General features: G+C 43.1%; 24 protein-coding genes and 1 tRNA gene. 1 reads left to right on the top strand and 24 read right to left on the bottom strand.

The window, feature by feature from the left end; genetic code table 11:
* Positions 1-250 precede the first annotated feature (250 nt).
* The 9 genes from VM640_RS03085 to VM640_RS03045 form a co-directional block, all read right to left on the bottom strand.
* Entirely contained in the window at positions 251-1219 is a 969-nt protein-coding gene (locus VM640_RS03085; protein ID WP_325389812.1) for a polyprenyl synthetase family protein, read from the bottom strand.
* A 7-nt stretch (positions 1220-1226) separates the two neighbouring features.
* Positions 1227-1649, bottom strand: coding sequence for a Sec-independent protein translocase subunit TatA/TatB (locus tag VM640_RS03080; RefSeq protein WP_325389810.1), 423 nt, complete (start codon positions 1647-1649; stop codon positions 1227-1229).
* Between the two features lie 12 nt (positions 1650-1661).
* On the bottom strand, positions 1662-2420 hold the full coding sequence (gene tatC / locus VM640_RS03075) for a twin-arginine translocase subunit TatC (protein WP_325389808.1): 759 nt from the start codon (positions 2418-2420) through the stop codon (positions 1662-1664).
* 2 nt (positions 2421-2422) lie between these two features.
* Positions 2423-3511, bottom strand: a complete 1089-nt coding sequence (gene mqnC / locus VM640_RS03070) for a cyclic dehypoxanthinyl futalosine synthase (RefSeq protein ID WP_325389806.1) — start codon at positions 3509-3511, stop codon at positions 2423-2425.
* Positions 3511-4221: an FO synthase gene (locus VM640_RS03065; protein WP_325389804.1), complete on the bottom strand. Its 711-nt coding sequence runs from the start codon at positions 4219-4221 to the stop codon at positions 3511-3513. Before VM640_RS03065 ends, mqnC begins: the two co-directional genes overlap by 1 nt.
* A gap of 214 nt (positions 4222-4435) precedes the next feature.
* Positions 4436-5290, bottom strand: a complete 855-nt coding sequence (locus tag VM640_RS03060) for a UbiA-like polyprenyltransferase (protein ID WP_325389802.1) — start codon at positions 5288-5290, stop codon at positions 4436-4438.
* Positions 5287-6021, bottom strand: a complete 735-nt coding sequence (locus VM640_RS03055) for a polyprenyl synthetase family protein (protein WP_414647887.1) — start codon at positions 6019-6021, stop codon at positions 5287-5289. The genes VM640_RS03060 and VM640_RS03055 overlap by 4 nt, the downstream gene beginning before the upstream one ends.
* A gap of 213 nt (positions 6022-6234) precedes the next feature.
* On the bottom strand, positions 6235-6612 hold the full coding sequence (speD, locus tag VM640_RS03050; protein ID WP_325389798.1) for an adenosylmethionine decarboxylase: 378 nt from the start codon (positions 6610-6612) through the stop codon (positions 6235-6237).
* Between the two features lie 581 nt (positions 6613-7193).
* Positions 7194-7940 (bottom strand): Fic family protein, encoded by a 747-nt coding sequence (locus VM640_RS03045; protein WP_325389796.1) that lies wholly within the window; start codon positions 7938-7940, stop codon positions 7194-7196.
* A gap of 79 nt (positions 7941-8019) precedes the next feature.
* On the opposite strand from VM640_RS03045, the gene VM640_RS03040 reads away from it, so the two are divergent.
* Positions 8020-8625: an ion channel gene (locus VM640_RS03040; protein WP_325389794.1), complete on the top strand. Its 606-nt coding sequence runs from the start codon at positions 8020-8022 to the stop codon at positions 8623-8625.
* Between the two features lie 223 nt (positions 8626-8848).
* Here the strand turns inward: VM640_RS03040 and VM640_RS03035 are convergent, their stop codons facing one another.
* The 15 genes from VM640_RS03035 to VM640_RS02965 all read right to left on the bottom strand — a co-directional run bounded on the left by VM640_RS03035 (position 8849) and on the right by VM640_RS02965 (position 24281).
* A complete protein-coding gene (locus VM640_RS03035) occupies positions 8849-9130 on the bottom strand; it encodes a type II toxin-antitoxin system PemK/MazF family toxin (RefSeq protein ID WP_325389792.1) in 282 nt (93 codons plus the stop codon).
* 39 nt (positions 9131-9169) lie between these two features.
* Positions 9170-9364 carry a DUF2281 domain-containing protein gene (locus tag VM640_RS03030; protein WP_325389790.1) on the bottom strand — a complete coding sequence of 65 codons (195 nt, stop codon included), beginning with the start codon at positions 9362-9364 and terminating at the stop codon, positions 9170-9172.
* A 131-nt stretch (positions 9365-9495) separates the two neighbouring features.
* On the bottom strand, positions 9496-11454 hold the full coding sequence (locus VM640_RS03025; RefSeq protein ID WP_325389788.1) for a DEAD/DEAH box helicase family protein: 1959 nt from the start codon (positions 11452-11454) through the stop codon (positions 9496-9498).
* Complete coding sequence (locus VM640_RS03020; protein ID WP_325389786.1) at positions 11438-12418, bottom strand: TOTE conflict system archaeo-eukaryotic primase domain-containing protein; 981 nt, start codon at positions 12416-12418, stop codon at positions 11438-11440. The genes VM640_RS03025 and VM640_RS03020 overlap by 17 nt, the downstream gene beginning before the upstream one ends.
* Positions 12419-12654: 236 nt before the next feature.
* Entirely contained in the window at positions 12655-12966 is a 312-nt protein-coding gene (locus tag VM640_RS03015; protein ID WP_325389784.1) for a transposase, read from the bottom strand.
* A gap of 355 nt (positions 12967-13321) precedes the next feature.
* Positions 13322-13398, bottom strand: a tRNA-Pro gene (locus tag VM640_RS03010).
* 95 nt (positions 13399-13493) lie between these two features.
* Positions 13494-13940, bottom strand: coding sequence for an ACT domain-containing protein (locus tag VM640_RS03005; RefSeq protein WP_325389782.1), 447 nt, complete (start codon positions 13938-13940; stop codon positions 13494-13496).
* Between the two features lie 162 nt (positions 13941-14102).
* Positions 14103-15587 carry a stage IV sporulation protein A gene (gene spoIVA, locus VM640_RS03000; RefSeq protein ID WP_325389780.1) on the bottom strand — a complete coding sequence of 495 codons (1485 nt, stop codon included), beginning with the start codon at positions 15585-15587 and terminating at the stop codon, positions 14103-14105.
* 435 nt (positions 15588-16022) lie between these two features.
* On the bottom strand, positions 16023-17045 hold the full coding sequence (locus VM640_RS02995; protein WP_325389778.1) for an NAD(P)H-dependent glycerol-3-phosphate dehydrogenase: 1023 nt from the start codon (positions 17043-17045) through the stop codon (positions 16023-16025).
* A 15-nt stretch (positions 17046-17060) separates the two neighbouring features.
* Positions 17061-17648, bottom strand: coding sequence for a glycerol-3-phosphate 1-O-acyltransferase PlsY (plsY, locus tag VM640_RS02990; protein WP_325389776.1), 588 nt, complete (start codon positions 17646-17648; stop codon positions 17061-17063).
* Between the two features lie 8 nt (positions 17649-17656).
* On the bottom strand, positions 17657-18982 hold the full coding sequence (gene der / locus VM640_RS02985; protein ID WP_325389774.1) for a ribosome biogenesis GTPase Der: 1326 nt from the start codon (positions 18980-18982) through the stop codon (positions 17657-17659).
* The gene (locus tag VM640_RS02980) at positions 18975-20312 is read right to left on the bottom strand and encodes a DUF512 domain-containing protein (protein WP_325389772.1); all 1338 of its coding nucleotides are present in this window, start codon (positions 20310-20312) and stop codon (positions 18975-18977) included. Before VM640_RS02980 ends, der begins: the two co-directional genes overlap by 8 nt.
* Before the next feature lie 101 nt (positions 20313-20413).
* Positions 20414-20983, bottom strand: a complete 570-nt coding sequence (locus VM640_RS02975; RefSeq protein WP_325389770.1) for a hypothetical protein — start codon at positions 20981-20983, stop codon at positions 20414-20416.
* Positions 20984-20996: 13 nt separating this feature from the next.
* Positions 20997-22169: a putative lipid II flippase FtsW gene (gene ftsW / locus VM640_RS02970; RefSeq protein WP_325389768.1), complete on the bottom strand. Its 1173-nt coding sequence runs from the start codon at positions 22167-22169 to the stop codon at positions 20997-20999.
* A gap of 99 nt (positions 22170-22268) precedes the next feature.
* Positions 22269-24281 carry a bifunctional 4-hydroxy-3-methylbut-2-enyl diphosphate reductase/30S ribosomal protein S1 gene (locus VM640_RS02965; protein ID WP_325389766.1) on the bottom strand — a complete coding sequence of 671 codons (2013 nt, stop codon included), beginning with the start codon at positions 24279-24281 and terminating at the stop codon, positions 22269-22271.
* Between the last annotated feature and the right edge of the window lie 2 nt (positions 24282-24283).

The raw sequence follows: 24283 nt of genomic DNA, 5'->3' as shown, positions 1-24283 counted from the left end.
CGGATTTTCCTATAATACACACTTCTTTGATAACTATGCTTTCTAAATATTGTCATAGCTTCCACTAGGCGATTCATTTGTACTTATTCGTACGATTACATATCCATTTCCCATAATAACGATTTGCACTAGACTCAGCCCACGGTATGTTTTCAACCCTGCTATTAACTCGACTTCTCTGCAAAAGCCCCACCTTAGAAGATGAACTGAGCTCTTTTCATTCTCTAAGGTGGGGCTTTGCAGGTTGAGACTAAAAATTTCGATCTCGAATAAACTGTGCCAAATCTTCTAACGCTTTCCGCGTCGGAACATTAGGTAATTCTTGAAGATAACTTTTTGCTTTACTAATGTATAGGTCTACGCAACGCATGGATTCATCAATCGCGCCTGAATCTTTGATAAGCTGAATCGTCTCTTGAACCTCCTGCTCGGATTTATCTTGTTTCCCCAATAAATATAATAAGTGCTCTTTCTGGGAGGAACGATCTAAGGCAATAATCATAGGCAAAGTCATGATTCCTTGCTGTAAATCTCCTCCGACTGGTTTCCCCAACTGAGACGCTTCAGCAGTGACATCCAAAACATCATCAACAATTTGAAAAGCCATTCCTATGGCATGCCCATAAGCCCCAAGTACCCATACTTGCCGTTTGGGCGCATCAGAAACAATGGCACCCAGTTTACAACTGGCTTCAATAAGCATTGCGGTTTTTCGCTTAATCCGATAATAGTATTGCTTTAGATTCTGCCTAACATCAAAGGAGCCCTTGATTTGCTGAATTTCGCCTTGGCTCATTTCAACACTAACCTCGGCTAGAATTCGTGAAACTTCTGGATGATTGATCTGAGCTATGAGTTCAAGGGATCGAGCCAGTAGATAATCTCCTGTCGCAACGGAAACGACATTACCCCACTTGGCTTTGACCGTAGGTCTTCCCCGTCGAGTTTGAGAATCGTCAACCACATCATCATGAACAAGTGTTGCCATATGGATGAGTTCTAAAGCCATAGCCACCGGCTGTAACTTCGCAATGGGATAGCCATAAAATTTTCCCGCTAAGAGCACAAATGCGGGACGTAAACGCTTACCTCCAGCATCCAATAAATGAACTGCTGAATCCTGGAGAACCGGGAAATCCGTTTCAACGAACCGATGGAGTTCTTTCTCTACACGTTGAAGATCCGAGTTAATCTGATTAAACAACCATAATTGTTTCAAAACCGGTTCACCTGCTTGCACCCTTTTTTTCAACTTTATATGATACCATAGCTGCCGGCAGCTCGGCTAGAGGATCGTCAACATTATCCTGCTCTTCGTTCTGGGGTTTCGAAGAAGAATTCTCCACTTCATCATAGGTAAGAAGCTCTTCCTTCGGTTCAGTGCTTTCTTGTACCGTAACCGTTTGCGTTTTCGAGTTCGTACTTTTCTCTTCAAAAGCAGGTTTAACTGATTCCTCAAAAGTCTTAGTTATGACATTCATAGGAGTATTCACGACATCTTTGAAATCCTTGGTTGCTTCACTCATCATTTTTTTTATCTCATAAACGATCTTTCCTGCAGCTCGTGCAACATCCGGTAAATCTTCAGGTCCAAACAAAATCAGACCGATCACCATCAGAATGAGGAGTTCAGAAAGTGAGATTCCCATAATATTCCCCTCCTATGATGCATTTAACGCTTTTTCCCGTTTTCTGACAACAAGATAACCTAACCAAATACTGATTTCATAGAGTAAATACATCGAGCCAGCCATTAAAGCTTGAGTAAGCATATCCGGGGTCGGTGCGATAAGCATGGTTAGCGCAATGATTATGAAGAATGCCCATTTCCGCTTTTTCGCGAGTGTGTTCGGAGAAAGGACTCCTATGCGTATTAAAAGTAAGAGAACAACTGGAAGCTGAAATACCAATCCAAAGGTCAAGATAAACGTGATTAAAAAGCTGAGATATGAGCTTTGCGTTACCAAAGGGGTCGATTGAACAGCCCCACCAACCGATAGCAATAAAAATTTAGTCCCGATTGGGATTACAAAGAAAAAGCTAAAGGCGGCTCCAAGAGCAAAGAGGATTAAGGAGCTCGGCATAATCATATACAAATACTTGCGCTCTGTCTGCTTTAGAGCGGGTAAGACAAAGGACCAAATCTGCCACAAAAGAACTGGTAAAGCTAAAACAACCCCAGTAACTATAGAAACTTTAAGCTTGACCATCATGGGTTCCATGGGAGTGGTTGTAATAAAAGACACGCCAGTTAGAGCAAGAATAGGGCTTGCCAAATATGCAAAAACCTTACCACTAAAGACCCACCCCAGTACTGATCCTAAAGCAATGGCATAGGCAGAGACAACTAGAACTTTCCGTAAATCTTGGATATGCTCCATAAGTGGCATGTTGACGTCTTCACGTTTCCGCCTGCGCATTTCTACACATCCTTCCCATAAACCTTTAACTGTTCATAATGCGTATTACGCTGAACTGCTGTATATCCTGCATCTTCGATACAATGAATTATCTCTTGAAGGGGAACACGAGTGGATACTCCTGCAGCGCGTACGACATTCTCCTCAAGCATTGTACTGCCAAAGTCATTAGCTCCAAAACGCAACGCCACTTGGGCCATTTTAGCCCCCTGCGTTACCCATGATGCCTGAATGTTCGGGACATTATCGAGGATGAGCCGCGATACGGCTAAAGTTCTTAAGTATTCAACCCCAGTCGAACCTTCCCCGCCGAGTTCAGTATGACGAGGAGCATAACTCCAGGGAATAAAAGCGGTAAATCCGCCGTACATTTCCTGCGCTTCCCGAACACGAACCATATGAAGAATTCGTTCTTCCATCGTCTCAACATGTCCAAACATCATTGTGGCGGTGGTTGTCATGCCTAAGGATTGAGCTGTGGTCATCACTTCCATCCAAGGCCGCCACTTCACTTTATTTGGACTAATGAGTCCCCTGACACGATCATCGAGGATTTCTGCACCACCACCTGGGATGGAATCGAGTCCCGCTGCTTTTAACCGACTGATCACTTCACGGATGCTCAACCCACTTTTTTCGGCTAAATCCCAGATTTCCGGCGGGCTAAAGGAATGAATATGAATTGGGAAATTCGCTTTGATATCCCTGAGCATATTCTCAAAATATTCAAGTCCAAGATCCGGATTCAATCCGCCTTGAATTAAAAGTTGGGTTCCCCCCTGAGCTACTGTCTCTTCAATTTTAGCATGTAATTCTTCCCGTGACAAAACATATCCTTCAGGGTCCCCGGGCTTACGGTAGAAAGCACAGAATTTGCACTTGCTTGTGCAAACATTTGTATAGTTAATATTACGATCGATGACGAAGGTAACAATCTTTTCTGGATGCATTTGATTACGAACCTGATCTGCCGCCTCACCGAGTAACAAGAGCTCAGCATTCTCCAGTAAATAAACTCCATCGTCCACCTTTAAACGCTCGCCAGTTAAACGTTTTTCAAGAATTTGAAGCGTCTTCGTTTGATCTCTCATTAGTCTTGCCCTCCTGCACGCCCATAATCCTTAATGACCTGGTAGAGGGTATCCCGCTCAATCGCATGCCGTCCGGCCTTATGAATCATCTTAATAAGAGCTTTCTTGTACATAACCTGTTCCGTATCTGCCCCGGCCGCAGGGGTGTTTTTATCCTCGACAACTGTACCATCTAAGTCATCTACCCCGAACTCCAAAGAAACTTGGGCCAGCTTCGGTCCGAGTACCCTCCAAAAGGCTTTAATATGATCGAAATTATCTAAAAGAATCCTTGAGACCGCGAGCATTCGTAGATCTTCAAATCCCGTTGTGCTCTCTACCCCCATGTTCTCTTTGATTTTTGTGTTTTTGGGGTCGCCGGCGAAGGGAGTAAACGATAAAAAGCCACCTGTTTTATCTTGAAGTTCACGCAGTTGGAGCAAATGATCAATTCTCTCTTCCACTGTCTCGCCCTGTCCATACTGCATCGGGGCATTCGTTTTTATGTCTAGGCGATGAGTAGCGTCTTGATTTTCAAATCCTTGACGATTACCAAGAAAATATGTTTGATCCCCATTTTTCCGTTCGCGCAGAGAATTAGCCAGATATCCAAGAGCCAAGATGTCCTTGCTTTTCATTAATCGGACACCCGCCTTGTAATCGAGTCGCTCCTCTTTTTCCACCTTCTCAATAAGGTCTTTCAGCTCACTCTGGGCAAAAAGCGATAACATGTTGTTCCCCCTAACGAAAATTTAGCTTGCGTCAAGCGATAAAGGAAACTTACTTCAATTGGTGTTATAACTCCAACTGAAGTAAGTTTCATCTTATCCCAGGAGAGTATAAGGCAACTAAGGCTCACCACTGATTTTCTAGTTATCTTCCACTTAAGAATTAGGAGTTTTAGTGGCGCTAAATCAGCGGATAGACTCACACAAACCTTGTTATTTACTTTAATAAAACGATATCCAAAACTCCGCAGATAAAAAGAAGAACGCTCAGATAACCATTCATATTAAAGAAAGCCACTCCTACTTGGGAGAGATCGCTGGCTGAGACAATCTGATGCTGCCGGAAAAGGAGAATAATGGCAATCGCAACTCCCGTGAAATATAACCAGTGCAAACCAGCAACAATACCCATCGTGATAAATAATAACGGGGCAATAACATGGAAACCGATTGAAACCTCTAACCCGCGAGTTATCCCAAAAACGGCTGGAATTGAAAATAACCCTTCTTTACGGTCAAAATCAACATCCTGGCAGGCGTAGACAATATCAAAACCTGCCGACCAAAACATGACTCCCAAGCCCAGAAGAATTGGGGGCAATGCCCAATGTCCTGTCACCCCAATCCAAGCCCCAGCTGGAGCTAAGCCAAGAGATATTCCCATCACGAGATGGCACATCCACGTAAATCGTTTTGTATAGGAGTAAAGGACAAGAAAAAAAACGGCAATCGGCATCAATTTAAAAGAAAGCCAATTCAGCTGATACGCGGAAACTCCCAGCAATAGAAAAGATAAAACCGTATAGAGATAAACTTCCTTTTTGTTTAATTTTCCCGACGGGATCGCTCGTTCACTTGTTCTGGCATTGCGAGCGTCTATATAACGGTCTATTAATCGATTGAGGGACATAGCCGCTGTACGTGCTCCAACCATGGCTAAAGTAATCCAAATAAACTTTTCCAAGGTTGGAAAACCGTTCGAGGCTAAGAAAGCACCTAAATAGGCAAACGGTAGCGCAAATAAAGTATGCTCAAATTTAATCATTTCTAAAAAAACTCTAACTTTACTCATACGGCTTCTCCCAAGCTCCTTTCCATATATTGATAAAGCTCGTGAAGAGGTTTGGCCTCTGCCTCAGGTATTTCCTGAAGAATCTCTTTTGCCCGGAACAAGGATTGTTGAACAACTCGCCGTTCCATATGATCGCGCCAAGCCGCCCAGGCAAGCCCTAATTCCCACCCCAGAGCTTCACATCGGTTTTGGATCTTCTCAGAGCAGCCTGCCAGTTCAGCGCTTAGCCGTGCAGCTACGCCTGTTAAGTTCGCACGCTCCATTTCCAGTATTTTAAGCTGCTCACTTTCGCTACCTTTTCCATTTATGAGCCAACGAGAAATAGCGCCCTCATTCATAACTGCAATGACCCGGGCCAAAGGGGCCAATAAGTTTAAAAGTTTGTTTTTGCATAACCCTAAAAAGAATTTCCCATAGAGGAAATCCCCAACCAATACCGGAAACTGTCGTTTCTCTTCTTCTAAATCAGGAGTATCTTTCATGAGGTGATGAACTTGATCCGCCAAAAAAATATATTGAACGATCATAGCCAGCGCAACTGCCGGACGGACATTTCCCCTGAAAGAACGATTTATCGCTAACACAATTAAAGGACATGCATTTTCATCTAGGTCGTCTGCAGATAAATCGACGAGATCTTCGAATTCTGTCGCTTTAAATCGTATTTCACGAGCCAATGTATCATTAATCTCTTTGAGTTCTCTCATAAAGCTTTCTTTGAGTGGGAACAAGACCATCTCTCCTTAACTTTTTGAGCCTAATCTAAACATTATTCTATAAAAAACCTTAAATTCCTGCCAAGTGAATTGTCGCCGGAGGTTATGATTTTATCTTTTGCAAGTCTATGGACTTATATCCTGAAAATTAATAGACCTTGTAACAAACATGTCACAAGGCCTATTAGTCAGCCGACATCTTAGTCTGGAATAAAATAAATATCCCTCCTAAAGATTTACCGCTTCATTTGGATCCTCTACAATTCCGCGTTTCATTTCGGTCGCAGTCATATGACCTGCCTTAAATTGTTCGGTAACATAATTGCAGGCATCCCAGGGATTGACACGATCCCCACACGTGAAGACGTCTACCGCTGCATATCCAAGTTCTGGCCACGTATGAATGGCTAAATGGGATTCTGAAATAACAACAACGCCGCTGACTCCCTGTGGACTGAACTTGTGAAATACAACCTCACGTACTTCTGCTCCTGCTTCCAGGGCTGCGTTGACCATGATCGTTTCGACCTTTTCTCGGTCATTAAGAATATCGAAACTACAACCATAGATCTCAGCCAACACATGACGTCCCAGAGAATTGCTCATTTTGTCATCGTTGCCCCCTTTTCTTTTACAAAATAGGAAGGAATCCGAGCCGAACAATTATCCGGTGACCCAAATTCCCATCGAGAACAATTTTAGCATAAAGTAGCAGGTTGTCAATAAAAAAATAGGATTCCCCTCATTTCCTAATACCATATGCGAAATACCTGAAAACTTCTCTTCATTAAAGGGTATTGCTCTAGATTCCTCGTTCATACATTATATTTTATGATCTCAATCCTCTATGGTTAATGATTAGCTTCTATATTAACGCCATTCAGACACATCTTTTTCGAATCACTCTTAGATAAAAACGCCTTGATGCTTCAAAAAAGGCAACAAAAAAGCCCTTAAAGACTTAATTTAGTGGTCGGAGCTAAATAACAATGAGGGCAGACAACTTTGATATTTCCAGCCTCGTATTGGCCTGGACCTAGAGGAACTCATTCATCAACTTCATGTAAAAAAGCCACTCTACGAGCGGCTTAAATTGTTCTTTCTGATGAGATACTAAGGGCTTGAATTCATTATTGTTTATAACATTAGCTTGTTGAAAACCCTTTGGTATTAGAGTCACATACCCTTTAAAGCTTAGGTATTGGTATGTGCAAAAGGCGCATAATTTCTTTCTGTGATTCAATGACCCTCTCTGCAATAAACTCTTCAAAGGGTTTGTCATCTCTATGCGCTTTTTCAAGAAGCTGAATGTACTCATGTCTAAGAATCGGAGGAATCACAGCTAACATGTATCCATCCTGGATCAGTGCTGTATTCATGATTAGCCGAGCGATTCTTCCATTTCCATCTTTAAACGGATGGATAAAAACGAAACGTTTATGGAGCTGTGCTGCGAAAACGACCGGATGAAGCTTTTCTCTTTCAGCTTCGATCCATTTAAACAGTTCATCCATTTCTGTCTGGATACGTTTCGGTTCTGCCACAGGATATTTGGAACCGGAAATAAACACATCGAGATCACGGTATTTTCCTGCGTACTCACTTTCAATACTCTCATAAAACATCTGATGCATGGTGAGAATATCATTTTCCGTTATAGTTCGATTTTTAAGCAGCGTGAACATGAAATCGTAGGCTTTGGCATGACCAATTGCCTCAAAAGTATAACGTAAAGGTTTGCCCCCAATTGTTAATCCATCCTCAAGCAGCACTTTGGTTTCACTTTCTGTAAGGGTATTCCCTTCAAGAGCATTCGAAGACCAAGTAAGGCCAATGCGATAGTAATCTTGAAGTTGTTTCAGCAGTTCTCCCTCGAAGGGCCTGCGCTCGTCTATGATTGCTTTGTATAAATCAAGTAATAAGTAAATATCCATTGATTCACCTTTTTCATTCTATATTATCCTTTAATTATACCACGAAGATCCGTTTTCTACCATGTTCTTCCATTGCCGATTGATTGATTTTGATGTTCCATACAATATATGTTTCCGTGGAATCTTTCTGGATGATCAAGGCAATAATTCATGGCCAGCATTAAGTTATTCCTTTATAGTTCCGTTAATCCTTTTATTTTACCTTTTGACTTTAGATCTTGAAAGCGTCCGTTTTTTTAAGTTCCCAATTGCTTTAGGACTCATTCTCAGCCATATAATATCCATCAGAGGTTTGTTACTGGTAAGCAGCAACCCACGTTTACTCTTTCCAAAATCAAATAATAAACAAGGTTATAAATGGTACGCTAAATACATTGGTATGTTGGTCTGGTTTATTACAATAGTCCAAATCCTTTATACTGAGGTCTTACTCGTTTGGAAAATTGACTTTAACTTCTTTGGGTCTGAAGGAGCTATTAATGTTCAGCGACTGGTTTATTTCGTTATAGCAACATTTTCGACAGTTGGAAGTGACATCGTTCCTACCGACAAATTTGGCAGAATAGTAACTATGGGGATTATTATTGCTAGCATTATATACCTTGTAGTTTTTATCGGTACAATTCTACCAATACAGAGTCAAACTATAGACAAAAAGGTTTTCAATAGACCCAAATCGATTTGATAAAGCTCAATTGAGTAAAAGGGGTATTCGCCATTAAGTTTATCTGTAACAACCTATTTAAAGACTAAGAAGTACCCATTCTCCGTAAAAAGAGTGGGTACTTCTTAGTCTTTAAGCTTAAATTTGCTTGAGCCTGAAATTCTTCTCATCACGTCTAAAAACAACAGACAACCAACTTCTTTTCATCTGTGCCCAAACCATAATTACGTTGGTCCAATTCAAATCATTCGTTTGCAATAATATCAATTAGACGCTCAATCACTTTTTCCATTTTCGCTGGAACTAAACTACCAATACGATAGAGAACGATGTGATGATCAGCAGTAAATATCCGGTTAGGCCTGATATTGCTGGTCTTGTCTAGTTTGCCATCGTTCATATCCTGTTCATCAAAAGTTACAGCGTAATCATCCCTTACATTTTGGCTGGTAATCTGGCAAAGGATAAGATCATCGCCCTTGAGTGACAAAACAACCAAGGCAGGTCGTCTTTGGGCTTGCGTCAAATCAGAAAACGGAAAAGGGACAACAACAACATCCCCTTTTTACAAATCGTTCCATGCGTCATCTTCCTCCGGGAGCAGCCAATCTTTTGCTAATATGTTTTCGCTCATATGGGCTGACGAAAACTTTTCTTGAGCTGCCTTAGCCTTTAAAAAGCGTACATAATTTAGTATCTCAACAAGAATGGGATCGGGGATCTGTTCCAGTTCTTTTAATAAAACCTCACGGTTTTCCATTATTTTCACCCCTGCCTAAATTATTGAATCTGTTATTTCAATTTATTAAGAGTATATCACAAAGTGAATGGTCTTAGCACGTAACCGCACTTCCCGCCTTTATTCATGAAACGTACGAGCGTTAGGCGAACTCATATACTTTTTATGAGCTCATGCGCGACATTTGGACTTTCAAGCCGCATTATGCTCTCTTCAGAACTGCCAAAGCTCAACAGATTAATGCTGCCGTACCATACCAGCTTTTGGTCCATAACCGCAAACTTTTGATGGATATTGGAGCGTAAAACAAGGCTTATCTTTTCTTCCTTTAATAGTTCAAGTGCTTCTACTAAACCCGCGGGATTCTTACCCTTGAAATCTTCCTTAGGTCTGGTGACAACAACAACCTTTACCTTTTTCTCAAGTGCAGCCCGCAAATATTCCATCATATGCAGGACCCCCTTCTTGGTTATGAAAGGGCTAACAATGATTATTTCCCTTTCTGCGCTAATAAGGTCGTTGCTGTATACAGGCATGAAGCTCTGCTTATTAAAAATTATGTCAATGGCATCAGGCCCAAGGGTTTCTCCTTTTGCCTTATATCCGATTGAAACGTAACCTGACAGGCGTTTGTGGTACATCTTATCCAGCATCCTGACATTGAAATCTACGTAATCATAAATCTGTACTTCACTTTTGCCTTCACACAAACGGTGAAGCCTACCGGCATACTGCTGCAGAGTACCTTTCCAAGATATAGGCATAGCCAAGAACAGCGTATCAAGCCGCGGTTCATCAAAACCTTCCCCGATATACTTCCCTGTCGCCACTAAAATTAAGGGGTTATCTACCTGGTTTGCAATCCTTTCCCTCATTTCTTTCGCTGCTTTTGCTCCCATACCCCCAGTTAGCGAAATGACGTCCGGAAAGGTTTTACTTAATTCCTTGGCAATCCACTCTACATGGGCAGTTCGTTCGGTTAAAACTAAACAGTTCCGGCCGTTTTCATGGCATTTGATAACATCTTCGATAATCTGTTGATTTCGCATTTCATTGACAACGATCTCCGAATACAATTCTTGGATAGTAATTTCCTTTTCTAATTTATCCAAAGGTACTCTGAAGGAAGTAAAACGAGGAACGATATAATGTTCAAATGGCCGTTTTGCGGCTTGCTTCAAGGCATCATCACGATACCGGATGGGGCCGCACTGCATGAAAATAATCGGATGATGTCCGTCCTTACGAATCGGCGTTGCTGTTAAACCGTAAACATATTTGGCTGATATCTGTTTCAAAACCTGCTCAAAACTAACAGCAGACACATGATGGCATTCATCCACAATAACCATGCCGTAATTTTTCACACACTCTTTTACTTCACCTTGTCTATACAGAGACTGCATGACCGCAATGTCTACGATCCCAGCTAAACTGTCTTTTCCCCCTCCAAGCTGACCAATGATGCTTAGCTGATCTTTCCGCTTGCGCTTTTTCGTATCTCCTTCTGTTATGACCTCATTGATAATGAGGAACTCCTCAAGCCGCTCTTTCCACTGCAAAGCAAGGCTGACTTTGTCTACCAGGATCAACGTGTTAGTTTGTCGCTCAGCAATTAGATTGATTGCTACAACAGTCTTGCCAAAAGCCGTCGTACCCGAGAGTACCCCATTCGTATGTCTTAGCATTTCCCGCGCGGCAATCTGCTGCTCTTCTCTAAGACATCCATTAAACTCTACGTTAATGATTCTTCCCTGATTGGTTTTATCAATCCAGTTGATCGAAACTTCAGCGTCCTTTAGCATCTTATCTAGTACTTCTTCACAACCCCTTGGTAAACAGATATATTCGGCAATCTCTTCTGAACAGGAAATAACTCTCGGTTTATCATAGGTAGGCATCCGCATAGCCTGAGCTTTGTAGAACTCGGGATTTTTAAACGCAGCCAGCCTTTTAATCTGGTTAAGGGCCCTTTCGCTAAAACCTGACTTCGATATATAGAGCATGCTGCCTCTGACTATCTCAGTGTCCGGGGGGTAATCCTCTTTCGACAAATGGACTTTGACTGTTTCCCAAGGTTTAGGCGTATCATCTTCATCTTTTTGCAGCACACCGAGTTCTTGACCGTGGCATTAACCTGCCAATGTAGTTTTCGACTTCTTCCTCAGAAAGTTTTCTAAGCGATGAAAGAAAATCCCACTGGTCTTCGTAGGCTTGGAAATTCTCATTAATGAAAACACTATTGCTTTTCTCTCTCGCCACTCTCTGAAGAGGCAGGGCAATGAGATTTCCAAGATTACCCTTTGGCATGGTATCTTGATTAGGGAAGAGACGGTCGTAGGATTTAAAATTCATTTCATGTCTTTTGCTCATGGTGAAAGTTATGATTGCCGAACCAAGCTTTCTGGCTAAAGAAGCTCCTATCGCTTGCTCAAAGAATATCCAAACATGGGCACCGTTTCCCGAGCGTGAGCGTTCAACTGCAATCGGTATATCGAACTCCTCACAAACCTCACGGACGGCGCTGATATCTTTTTGCCACTCTTCATCATCAAAATCAGCTGCAACAAACCAGCAATTTTCATCTAGCAACAATGGAAAAATCCCGGCGATAATTTTACCCCTCAAATGCTCATCAACCAAAGTGTCACTCAATGGAACGTATGCTTTATGAATACATTCGGAGCACTTTCCCTTTGGTTTAGGACAAAGCCCCTTCTGCCATTCATTACTGCAAACCGGCGAGTATCCTGAATAGCCCTTTTGGTTTTGCCACCGCTTGGCAAAGACATCCTCTCTGCCTCTAAACAATGATCTAAAAAGTTGTACCTTTTCCATTGAGTCTGAGTATTTGTTCACATTGATAGGCTGCAGTTTTTCCTCAATGGCTGTTTCTAAATTGCTTAAGAAGGATAGTTGACCAATTTTAGAGTCTGCAACATCAACATTCAAATTAGTATCATCGGGTTGCTTTATTTTGTTCAACTGCTCTTTCAGCCTACTAATTTCATTCTGAAGTTTTTGGTTTTCCCTTAACAAAGAATTGTATTTCTGGAACAGTTCTACAAAATTCATAGTGTTGCCCTCGTAAAGGTTACATCAGTCAGACGCTTTCCTGTCAAAATTCATCATCCCTACTCAGGTAATATGGTCCTTGAGTTCTCATAATGCTCAACAGTTTTACTGTCAACTAGAACTCTGATTCTGTTTGGTTTTATCGCCACCAACCAATATCTGGTTAGATTTCTATAAGATTTCTTATAGCTAATTCAGCAGAACAAATATCCTATTACTTCGATACACTTTTCTCTTTATTCTATTGTGTCAAAATAGAAAAGGCAAGTATTGGAAGGTTTGTGTATGATAATATCTAGCACCCTAATTTTCTCTTTGATTTCAAGTTCTTTTATTTTCTTCTCCATGGCTCTGACTTCTGCGGTTTTTGGATCGATTCGTTTATTTGCACTCCCTACAAAAGCGATGGATCCATACTGTTTGGTTCGGTTTCTCCATGTGTATAACGTAGTTCCTGGGACCCCCAGTTGTTCTGCAGCTGCTCTAATCCCTAATTCATAAGACAATTTGATGGCCTCTTCTTTGAACTCTTTGTCATAGCCTCGCATCTGGATTACCTACTTTCTTAATGGATATTATTACCATAATTATGAGTTTTCTGACTATACTAAAATGATACTACTCCAGTAAAAAGGTTTGCATTAAAATTTTATTTATAAATTGAAAAAAAAGGCTTAAACATAAAGAAACACCCACTCAAATGAATAGGCATTTCTCAATATTTAAACCTAAATGTCCGACAACCTTTGACGGAATCTTGACGTAATTCTTAGGTGAACCTAGCTAAACTAATAGATATTTATTAAATATTTATCGGTAAATTGTCCAACCCCCGATATTTTCCATATCTATCTTTATACCAAGGTTCTGAGTCTATTTTATCCTACTGGTAAATTTTGTTTTTGGTCGGAGCGACACGATTTGAACGTGCGACCTCTACCACCCCAAGGTAGCGCTCTACCAAGCTGAGCCACGCCCCGAAAATATTAACTATCCCTCAATTGTGGGACTTATATAAATTAACACACCCAAAAAGAAAATGCAAGTGAAACTTTATCTCTACCCCTTTCACAGCTTAATTCTGCCCGATAACCTCGATCTTACGCACCCCTTCAATCTCGCTTAAACCAGCTAATAGACTCTCAGGTGTATCAACCATTTCTGCTGTCTCAAACGATATTGAAACATTGGCCACGCCTTGCAACGGGATGCCCTGGTTAATCGTTAACACATTAACCTGAAAGCTCGCGATAAAATTTAAGGTGTTGGATAGAACCCCGGCTATATTTTCAAGGATCAGAGAGATCGTTATGATTTTTTCTTTGCTCGCCTCATAAAAAGGAAAAACCCCATCCTTGTACTTATAAAACGCACTGCGGCTAATTCTAACCCTTTCGACTGCATCATTAACGGTATTGCAGTCCCCTTTAGCTAATAATTCTTTGGCCTGAGCCGTTTTCACGATGGCATCGGGTAATATATCCTTACTTACCATCAAAAAATCTTTGTTTCGAGTAGCCACGTTTTTCCTCTCCCATTCCCCTCTAAATCTAGAACAATTATAAGCAAATGCCTCTAAATAGGCAACACACTCCCGAAAATAAAAACCTCGTATCTCTAATGACGCATGATTGCATCATCGTTATACGAGGTTTGGGATACTTAATTTAACTTAAAGCTTCATTTATATAATGATGCAAATGAGCCCACCACTGCCATCATTAACGATCCGTTGTAAAGTATCCTGAAGTTTATGTTGAGCATTCTCGGGCATCCGATAGAGTTTGTTCTGCACTCCTTCACGGACTAAATCATGAAGGGATTTACCAAAGATATTCGATTCCCATACTTTCTTCGGATCAGATTCGAATTCATCGAGAATATAACGTACGAGTTCTTCCGCTTGTTTTTCCGTGCCTATGAGCGGAGTGATTTCAGTGGTTACATCCGCCCGAATGATATGCAGGGACGGAGCGCTGGCTTTGAGTTTGATTCCATAATGTCCGCCTGATTTAACGAGTTCAGGCTCTTCAAGAAACATTTCTTCAAGTAAGGGAGTAATGACCCCATAGCCACTGTTCATCACTTCTTCAATGGCTGGAGCCAATTTATCCCATTCCTTCTTCGCCTTGCTATAATCCATGACTAAACGCAGCAATGTATGGTCTCCCTCAACGCTTACGCCTGTTATCTCTTCGAGAACATCCTTGAAGAGCCCCTCAATTGCGGTCATTTCAATATCAGCGACTCCCGTTCCAAGATTCATCTGTTTCAGGAGAACATCCTGGGCCTGCGGGCATTCTGTCAGTTTATCAAGGGCCTGATCAATGTCCCTAACGCGGCGAATTCCTTCGATAGATTGGTGAACAGCCTCTTCAAAACTCGCGCGAACAGGATGGCTCGAATCGAGCTCTTCAACCCACTTCGGAATTTCGATATTCACTTCGGCCACCGGGAATTCATAGAGGACCTCTTCTAAGATTTGCGTGATATCCTCGATGGTCATTTCCAGGCAATCGACGGGGATTACAGGCACACTATATTTTTCTTCTAAGGAACGACTCAGCTCCATCGTATGTTCAGCATAAGGTCTTGTCGTATTCAAAACGATCACAAAGGGTTTTCCCAACTGACCTAATTCAAGGATCACACGCTCTTCAGCATCGAGATAATTGTCTCTCGGGATCTCCGTAATAGACCCATCTGTCGTTACGACAATCCCAAGGCTTGAATGATCTGTAATGACTTTGCGCGTTCCGATCTCTGCAGCTTCTTGGAAGGGAATCGGTTCTTCGCTCCAGGAGGTCCGGACTAACCGAGGCTCTTCCCCATCTTCGGACTCATAGCCAATTGCACCTTCTACCGCATAACCTACACAGTCCACTAACCGAACTTTCAATTGGATGTTATCTCGGACTAAGATTTCGACCGCATCGGATGGAATAAACTTGGGTTCCGTCGTCGTAATCTGTCTACCTGAACCACTTTGAGGCAGTTCATCATTAGCCCGTTCCCGTTCAAACACATCTGTGATATTGGGCAGGACCAGAAGATCCATGAAACGTTTGATGAAGGTGGACTTCCCAGTGCGGACTGGTCCAACGACTCCAAGGTAGATATCGCCCCCTGTACGCTCGGCAATATCTTTAAAAATGTCCACTTTTTCCACTAAAATTCCCTCCCTTATTGAGTGCTATCCCAAAACCGGGGAAGGGCCCCCACCTTATCTCCCTTCCACCTCCTTGTGGCAAGATCTGGTTCCGGATAACTGGACTAGCACGTTACGCAGTATAAGTATATTGACTTCATTCGGCAAATATGTCAGCGATCAATAAATAGAAATAATATTTTATAAAGAAAACCCGGCTTTCGCCGAGCTTTGCGATATAGAAGACTTGGTCAGCGCCAAAGCGGTGGCCTTAGTCGCCTTATCCTGTCGAACTTAACCGCATTCATCGTAGGAAAGCGAAAACCGCTGGTTGCACTTATGCTATCTGCCAAAAATTTATACTTTCTGTTAGTAGCACAAAGAAAAACCGTAGGTTTATCCTACGGTTAGAAATCAGTTTATAAATTCAACGGATTAATCTTTGCATTGACCTTTTTAGATTCTTTGATCAAAGGCAATCTGGGCTACTTGCTCAAGCTCGTGCTTTTTACCGCGCATCATCAAATTCGAAACTGCAACTTTCGGATCATAGCCCTCAAAAAGCACACGGTAAGCCTCTTCAATAATAGGCATACTGATTCCCCATTCCTGACTCAGTTCAAAAGCAACCTTGGCCGTTCTGACGCCTTCAACAACCATACCTACTTCTTGGAGAACCTGGTTTAAGGGTTTTCCCTGCCCCAACGCAACTCCGGCCCGACGATTACGACTATGTAAGCTTGTACAGGTTACAATTAAATCCCCGACTCCAGATAATCCCGCAAATGTCAGGGGATTCCCCCCCATCGCTACACCTAAACGGGCAATTTCGGCCAGTCCGCGGGTCATTAAAGCCGCCTTAGTGTTATCTCCAAAACCAAGGCCTTCCGCAATTCCGGTACATAAAGCAATTACGTTTTTCAAGGCTCCTCCGAGCTCAACGCCAATCAGATCAGGATTAGTATACACCCGAAATTTCGGAGTCATCATGAGCTCTTGAACTCTTTCTCCCGCTTCGCGGTTATCCGCAGCCACAACTACGGTCGTTGGCATATCCCGTCCCACTTCCTCAGCATGACTGGGACCAGAAAGCACTGTAATCGGATGACCTGGCAATTCTTCCTTTAGGACTTGAGACAGACGTTCATGAGTCTCTTCTTCTAAACCTTTGGCGGTATTAACGATTAGGGCTTCTGGGCGCAAATGCTGTCTGAGAAGCTGGGCTGTACTGCGCACAGCATGGGAAGGTACACTCAAGATAAGCAAATCGGCATTGAGCCGACTCAAATCCGTTGTTGGATCAAGCGATCTGGGCAAAACAACGCCAGGTAAATAACGAAGATTTTCACGACGTTCTTGCATCTCCCGAATTTCTTCTTCGTTGCGCCCAATCAAAGCGACAGCATTTCCAGCCTTAGCCATCAAGACTGCCAAGGCTGTTCCCCAACTTCCGGCCCCATAAACAGCTATCTGCGTCATCCTACCCCACCCTTTCTATTTCTTTTCACCAAACCTATTTTCTGTCCCCTTCAGAACGCGTTGAAAGTTTGTCCGGTGACGAATAACCACAACACTTGCCGCGATTACACCAAAAACGCGATAAGCGAGTGGCTCTTGAAAAATAAAAACGCATACGAGTAAGGTCAAAGCTCCTACCACGGAGCCCATTGAAACATAACGAGTAAAGAAAACAACGAGTAGAAAAAGAGTGACCGCCAAGAGGGTAATCTTTGGCATTAAAACAAGAATAATACCGAAACCTGAGGCGACTCCCTTACCACTCGGTTTAAAACCGAAAAAGGGATTCCAACTATGCCCAGCCATCGCCAGTAATCCGCCAAAAATACCGCCCCAGGGACCCCAAACGCTAGCCCCTAGCCATGCGGCTAAGGCCCCCTTGAAAGCATCCCCAAGCAGAACAGCAATTCCTAATTTTACACCCAGTAAACGGAAAGCATTCGTTGTTCCAATATTCCCGCTTCCATGCTTACGCACATCAATATTTTTATAGCGTCCTGCAAAATAGGCAAAAGGAATGGCACCTAAGATATAGGTGATGATAAAAACCCCATATCGTTCCATACCTGATCTTACTCCTTCTCTTCATCTTTCTGGCGGATCACAAGGTGAATCGGTGAGCCCTCAAAACCAAAACTTTTACGAAGTTGGTTTTCAAGATAGCGTTTATAAGAGAAATGCATCAATTCTGGATCATTCACAAAACAAACAAACGTCGGTGGTTTAACCCCAACCTGGGTCATATAAAGGATTTTAAGGCGTCGTCCTTTATCTGAGGCCGGAGGATTAAGATGAACCCATTCACGGATTAGGGTATTGATCGTAGCCGTCTTAATCCGGGTCGAGTTTTGCTCGGCGACGAAATCCACCAGTTCAAGCAAACGATTAACACGCTGACCCGTCTTCGCTGAGATAAAAAGCGTTGGCACATATCGCATAAAACTTAACTCTTCACGGATATCTTTTTCAAAACGGTTCATGGTCTTATCGTCTTTTTCAACGAGATCCCATTTGTTAACGACGAGGATAATTCCTTTACCCGACTCATGAGCGTAGCCCGCAATTTTCTTATCCTGCTCTGTGACCCCTTCGACGGCATCAATCAACATCAAGACCACATCAGATCGATCTACTGCCCGTAATGAACGTGATACACTATAGCGTTCTGTTAATTCATCAATTCTTCCTTTGCGCCGCATGCCCGCTGTATCAATAAGAATATAATGCTTACCTTCATGTTCAAAAGCGGTGTCGATAGCATCCCGGGTCGTTCCCGGAATATCGCTGACAATGACCCGTTCTTCCCCCAGCAAGGAATTGACTAAAGAGGATTTACCCACATTTGGACGGCCGATTGCCGCAATCTTGATAATGTCTGGATCATCATCTTCTTCCTCTTTCGAAGGAAAATGGGAAATTACTTTATCGAGTAAATCTCCAATATTCATCCCATGAACAGCGGAAATCGGAATAGGTTCGCCAAAGCCCAAATTATAGAATTCATAAAGCTCCGTTTTTGAGAAATTCTCGACCTTATTTGCCGCCACGACTATAGGTTTACCAGAACGGCGCAAAATTTGAGCGATCATTTCATCATCGGTTGTAAGCGGTAACTGTGCATCGGCAACGTAAATGATGACATCTGCCTCTTCAATGGCAATCTCTGCCTGTTTCTTCATCTGGCTAGCGATCGAAGTTTGTTCATTTTTAAATTCAATTCCGCCGGTATCAATAATTGTAAACTTCCGGCCCAGCCATTCAGAATCTCGGTACAATCGATCCCGAGTGACTCCCGGACGGTCGTCGACAATAGCCACTAATCCCCCGGCTAACCGGTTAAACAAAGTCGATTTTCCTACATTCGGCCGACCTACAATTGCTACAACTGGTTTACTCAATGGTTTCTCCCTCCAGAGCTAAGCCGCATACTGCTTCGATAAAAGAGGCGCCATGGTTTTCCACGATCAGGGGTACACCATGGACCTGTTCAGCCAGCCAAGCTACACTATGATTATCTAAGAAAATATTTTCATCAGATTTAAGCATCACGCTGGGAATCAAGAAAATCTCTCCGTTTAGGTCTGGAAGCTGATCGGCAATATCTTGAGCTGTCAACAACCCTGCAACCGTTACTGTCGATCCAAAAAAGCGATTTTCAAGCGTATGAAGAATCGGGTGTAAGCCCGCGAATTCATCGAACTTATGAAGGATTCTTTGGAAGAACGGAGTGGCTGAAATCCCGGTCAAAATATGCACCTTTCGTTGAGGTAAATCCTGGGACAAGTTGCAGAGTGCATCTTCAACCTCCGCGCGAAACCTACTCGCCATTCCTACGCCGTTTTCCAATTGGGGAAAATCGTCATAGACTTCGAGACCCGGAAAGCCCCACCCCGCTTGAGCATAAAATTCATCCGAAAAATAGACCAGCCGACGACCTGTCTTTTTAAGATACTCCGCCTGCCAGCGTTCCCCTTGTCCGAGAATTTGTTGAGACTCTTCCGGAGTAAAGCTCCTCAAATCCGGGAGTCCTTCCCGATATCTTGTTAGCCCGACCGGTACAACAGCAATAGACTGAACTGCAGGATAAAGCTTCACCAACTCGCTCACCGTTTCCTTAAGGACTATACCATCATTATAACCCGGAACGAGGACAATTTGGGCATGAATCGTAATCCCCGCAGCGGCTAATTTCTCGAATTGCGAAGCCAGGTCCCCCGCCTTCGGGTTTTTCATCAAACGAACCCGTTCCTCAGGATTCCAAGCATGTACTGAGATATAAAGCGGGCTTAAATGCAAGCGCACAATCCGTTCAAATTCCTCATCACTTAGATTGGAAAGGGTAATAAAACTTCCTTGCGTCAAGGAGAGTCGGTAATCATCATCCTTATCATATAAGCTTGCTCTCATTCCCTTTGGCAATTGAGCAACAAAGCAAAAAAGGCAATTGTTTTTGCAAAACTTCAGCCCTTCACTACTAATTGCTTGTACTTCAAGACCTAGATCCTCTCCCAAGTCCCGTTCAATCTCGAGTTCCCAGACTTCACCTTCTTCTTTCTCGACCCAAAGCGTAAATTGTTCTTCGGCCGTAAGATACTGAAAGTCGATAATATCTTTAAGTTCTTGTTCGTTGACCGCTAAGACCCGATCACCCGGAACAATCTCCATTTCCTCGGCAATACTTCCCGGTTGAACTTCTGCCACGACTAAACCTTTAGGCACTGTTTTCATTTCTTCCCTCTCATTTCGGTTATTACCATTTCTTTTCTTAATCCTATTTCAGGTCTTTCCGACGTTCCTCCTCTTCCTTAGGTAAAAGGTAACTTCTAAGCTCAAGAGTTTTTAGCACGTACGTGCCATAACTTTCCAAAAGTGCGCACTCCGCCAACGCTGGCTAAAAAGGCCACACCCAAATTCCAGAAGAAGGGATCAGGCAAATCATAATGTCGTACAATGCCTTGAAACAAGAAAACCGATATTCCTAAGTCAAGTAGGACTCCCCCTGCTAAAGCAAGCCCCATCCCCCATAAATCTCGGGTTGCTAAAATGGCTACGAGCAAAACAATTCCACCCAAAAACCATTGATCTCCTCTAAATATGCCCGGCTCGTTCACAGCGAACAAATTTTGTCCTGCTAAAGCTAAGGCTGTCATTAAGGAAGGCAAGACTTTTCGTCCTTCGGTTCTTTGCCAGGCTAGCCCAGCAAAGAAAGCGATAACAAACAGGCGTGATAAATGCCAATGCCAAGAGATGTTCCAGGGCAAGATAGTTTCCACAAGGCGTCCGACCAGCCAGACAAGGCACAACTCTCCCCAGAATCGAGTAGAGTGCTGCTTAAGCCCTTGCACTAAGGCGAATAGCCCTAGGCTAAAGATCACATACTCACCGATAGGGAAAATCAAGTCTTCTCACCCCCTATTGATTTATCGACTTGACTTCCCCTATTATGCCCCCCGAATCTGTATTGAGATGCGCGTAACGTGAAATATTCATTAAAATTCCGATTTCGGCTAAGGTAATCACTAAAGAACTTCCCCCATAGGAAACCAAGGGTAAAGTTACACCGGTAACTGGCATAATTCCAGTCACCACAGCTAAGTTCATGCCCGTTTGGACAGCAAGTGAGGTCGTAATCCCAAAAGCCATTAAACGTCCAAACCGGTCCTGGCATTTTCGAGCGATATAAAAGCCGCGCGCATAGAAGAACACAAACAATCCCAGTAAAAACAGAGTCCCAACGAAGCCGAGTTCTTCTCCAATCACCGCAAAGATCATATCGGTATAGGTTTCCGGAAGGAAACCATATTTTTGAAGACTATGCCCCAAACCTACCCCGAAGATGCCACCGGAACCAAAAGCAATCTGAGCATTCGTAATTTGATACCCAAAGTCATTCGCATATTTCCAGGGATCCATCCAAGCAAGAATCCGATGCCATTGATATTCAGTTCTATGAATTAAATAATAAAGTGGAACAGAAACACTGGGGATCGCGATCAGAAACCAGTGCGTTGGCAGTTCAGTTTGCCAAAGCATCGCTGCCGCCGTGATAATAAGAACCACGGTCGTCCCTAAATCTGGTTGCTTATAAACCAGACCCAGAATTACGACCACGATTACACCCGGTATCGCGAGATCACGTAATTTTTTTACGGGATAACGATCTAAGACATGGGCTAAAAAGAGGATGAGCGCCAGTTTCGCTATTTCTGATGGCTGGACATTGACCGGCCCTATTTTAAGCCACCTCGCCGAGCCCATAGCGACAATCCCTGCACTACTATAAAGGACGGTGACTAATAACAGAACACTGAGGCCAATCCCAATTCCCGAAAAGCGACGCCAAATTTTGTAGGGCAAATTGGCCATCAGAAAAGCGACTGCTCCACCAAAGATAGCCCATTTCAGTTGCTGGATTACATAGAAAAAGGAGTTTTGGGTCGTATTAAAACCACGAACAGATCCCGCGGTTAGTACCATCACTAAACCAAAAGCCAAGATGGCTAAGGTTCCAATGATGAGAGGGAAATCGATTCCGTGTTTGGGAGGGGAATATTTTCTCCTAACTCTCTTTCGACGTTTTGGCACCGCCTATCACTCACTTTTAAGAGATATGCACAAGAAACGACTTCCTGCGTGCTGCAAGAAGTCATGATCTCTTTATTTTTGTTTAAATTTTTGCTTGGATTATTGCTCAGAATTCTTTTTCAATACATCCCCGATCGTGACTGCAGGGATATCCTGTTGTGCTGCAAGAACTTCTGCATCCTGAACCGCATGCGCCTCGGCAACAGCTTCACGGATACTTAGGCTGATTCGTTTTTCTTCAGGCTTGCACTCGATGACCTTGGCCTGGACCATATCTCCCACCTTAACCACTTCCTCAACCTTAGCCACCCTTTTCTCTGACAGCTGAGAAATATGAATCAGGGCATCGACTCCGTCTTCTAATTGGACAAACGCGCCAAAAGGAGCAATTCGAACGACCTTACCTGTGATGAGGGAACCGAGCGCATATTTTTCAGCAACAGTTTCCCAAGGACTGGGTTTTAGTTGTTTTAATCCTAACGAGACTCTGGAACGTTCTTTATCCACCTTTAGTACTTGAACTTCAACTTCGTCCCCGACCTTGACAATTTCGGAAGGGTGTTTGACTCGCGAATACGACATTTCTGATACATGGAGAAGTCCATCTACTCCGCCGATGTCTACAAACGCTCCAAAATCAGCCAGCCGCCGGACGACGCCATTGACAACGTCACCCTCTTGAAGAGTTTCGAAAAGTGCAGCCCGTTTGCTCACTTGTTCCTCAGCAAGAATAGCCTTCTGCGAAAGGACGACCTTCCGTTTTGAAGGATCAAATTCAATCACCCGTAAACGCAGGGTTTGTCCCAAGAACTGATTCAGATCCTCAACATACCCCAATTGAATCTGCGAAGCAGGTACGAAACCACGCATCCCTACATCCACCAATAACCCGCCTTTAACCACTTCCGTGACCTTGGCCTGAAGCTCTTGTCTTGATTCTGCTAACTGTTCAAGGTGTTCAGTCGCCATTTCTTCATCTGCTCTGCGTTTTGATAGCACTGGATTTCCTTCTTCATTTTCCACGCGCAGTACGACGACTTTAATCTCATCTCCCACTGAAACAACTTCACTCGGATCAGAAACGGGTGCTACTGAAAGCTCTTTTAGAGAAACAATTCCTTCCGACTTCCAGCCGAGATCAACATAAATTTCGTCATGCGTCAGCTTAACAACTGTCCCGGTTACGACAGCGCCTCGATGCAGCTTTTGCATATTATCTGCCCAATTCTCCATATTTACATCTGTATCCATTTCTTTCTCATCTTGAGTCGTTAAATTATCTTTTTCATCGATTTCCGACATCTTCTTTTTTACCTCCTCAATTATCCAATCTGGTGTCGAGGCTCCAGCGGTTAAACCCGCTGTGTGGATTCCTTTAAACCAGTTCTCATTCAATTCAGCTACTGTTTCAATATGATGGGTTTCTGTTTGTTCTGAGCAAATTGATGCTAATTTTCGCGTATTGGCGCTATTCTTTCCGCCGACAACGATCATAACTTCAACTTTTCCAGCCAGTTCTCTAGCTACAGTTTGTCGCTCTTCGGTAGCGTTACAAATCGTGTTGTAAACACTTAACTCTTGAGTATGCTTTTGCAACTCATTAACAATTCTCTGAAAATTCGAGTGCGGTTGTGTAGTCTGAGCGAGGACGGACAAATGCTGATAGAACGGAAGCTCTTGCGCTTCTTGCAAAGTTTCTATCGCTAAAGCATCACCACCGGCCCAACCCAAAATTCCTTGAACTTCTGGATGATTCTTGTCCCCTATAACAACAACTTGTCCTCTATGCGAAGCTGCGGCTGCAAGCCTTTGCGCCTTCTGAACAAAAGGGCAAGTCGCATCCTCGACTTGAATTTTGCTTTCTTGTGCGGTTTGATAAATTTCCGGAGGAACTCCATGTGACCGAATAATCATCGTTTCGCTCGGTCGCGCTTCTTCGACGGCAGCAATGACTCGCACACCTTGTTTTTCTAAACGATCCACCACCTGTTGGTTATGGATTAAGGGTCCAAGCGAGACAGTCGCAGAATTCTGAACTGTACGTTCTGCCATTTCCAGTGCACGTTTTACACCGAAGCAAAACCCGGCCTTTTCTGCCTGGATAACCTTCAACT

The sequence above is a fragment of the Desulfitobacterium sp. genome, from assembly GCF_035539115.1.
In the GTDB taxonomy this organism is placed as follows: domain Bacteria; phylum Bacillota; class Desulfitobacteriia; order Desulfitobacteriales; family Desulfitobacteriaceae; genus Desulfitobacterium_A.
This window is presented reverse-complemented; position numbering and strand designations above follow the sequence as displayed.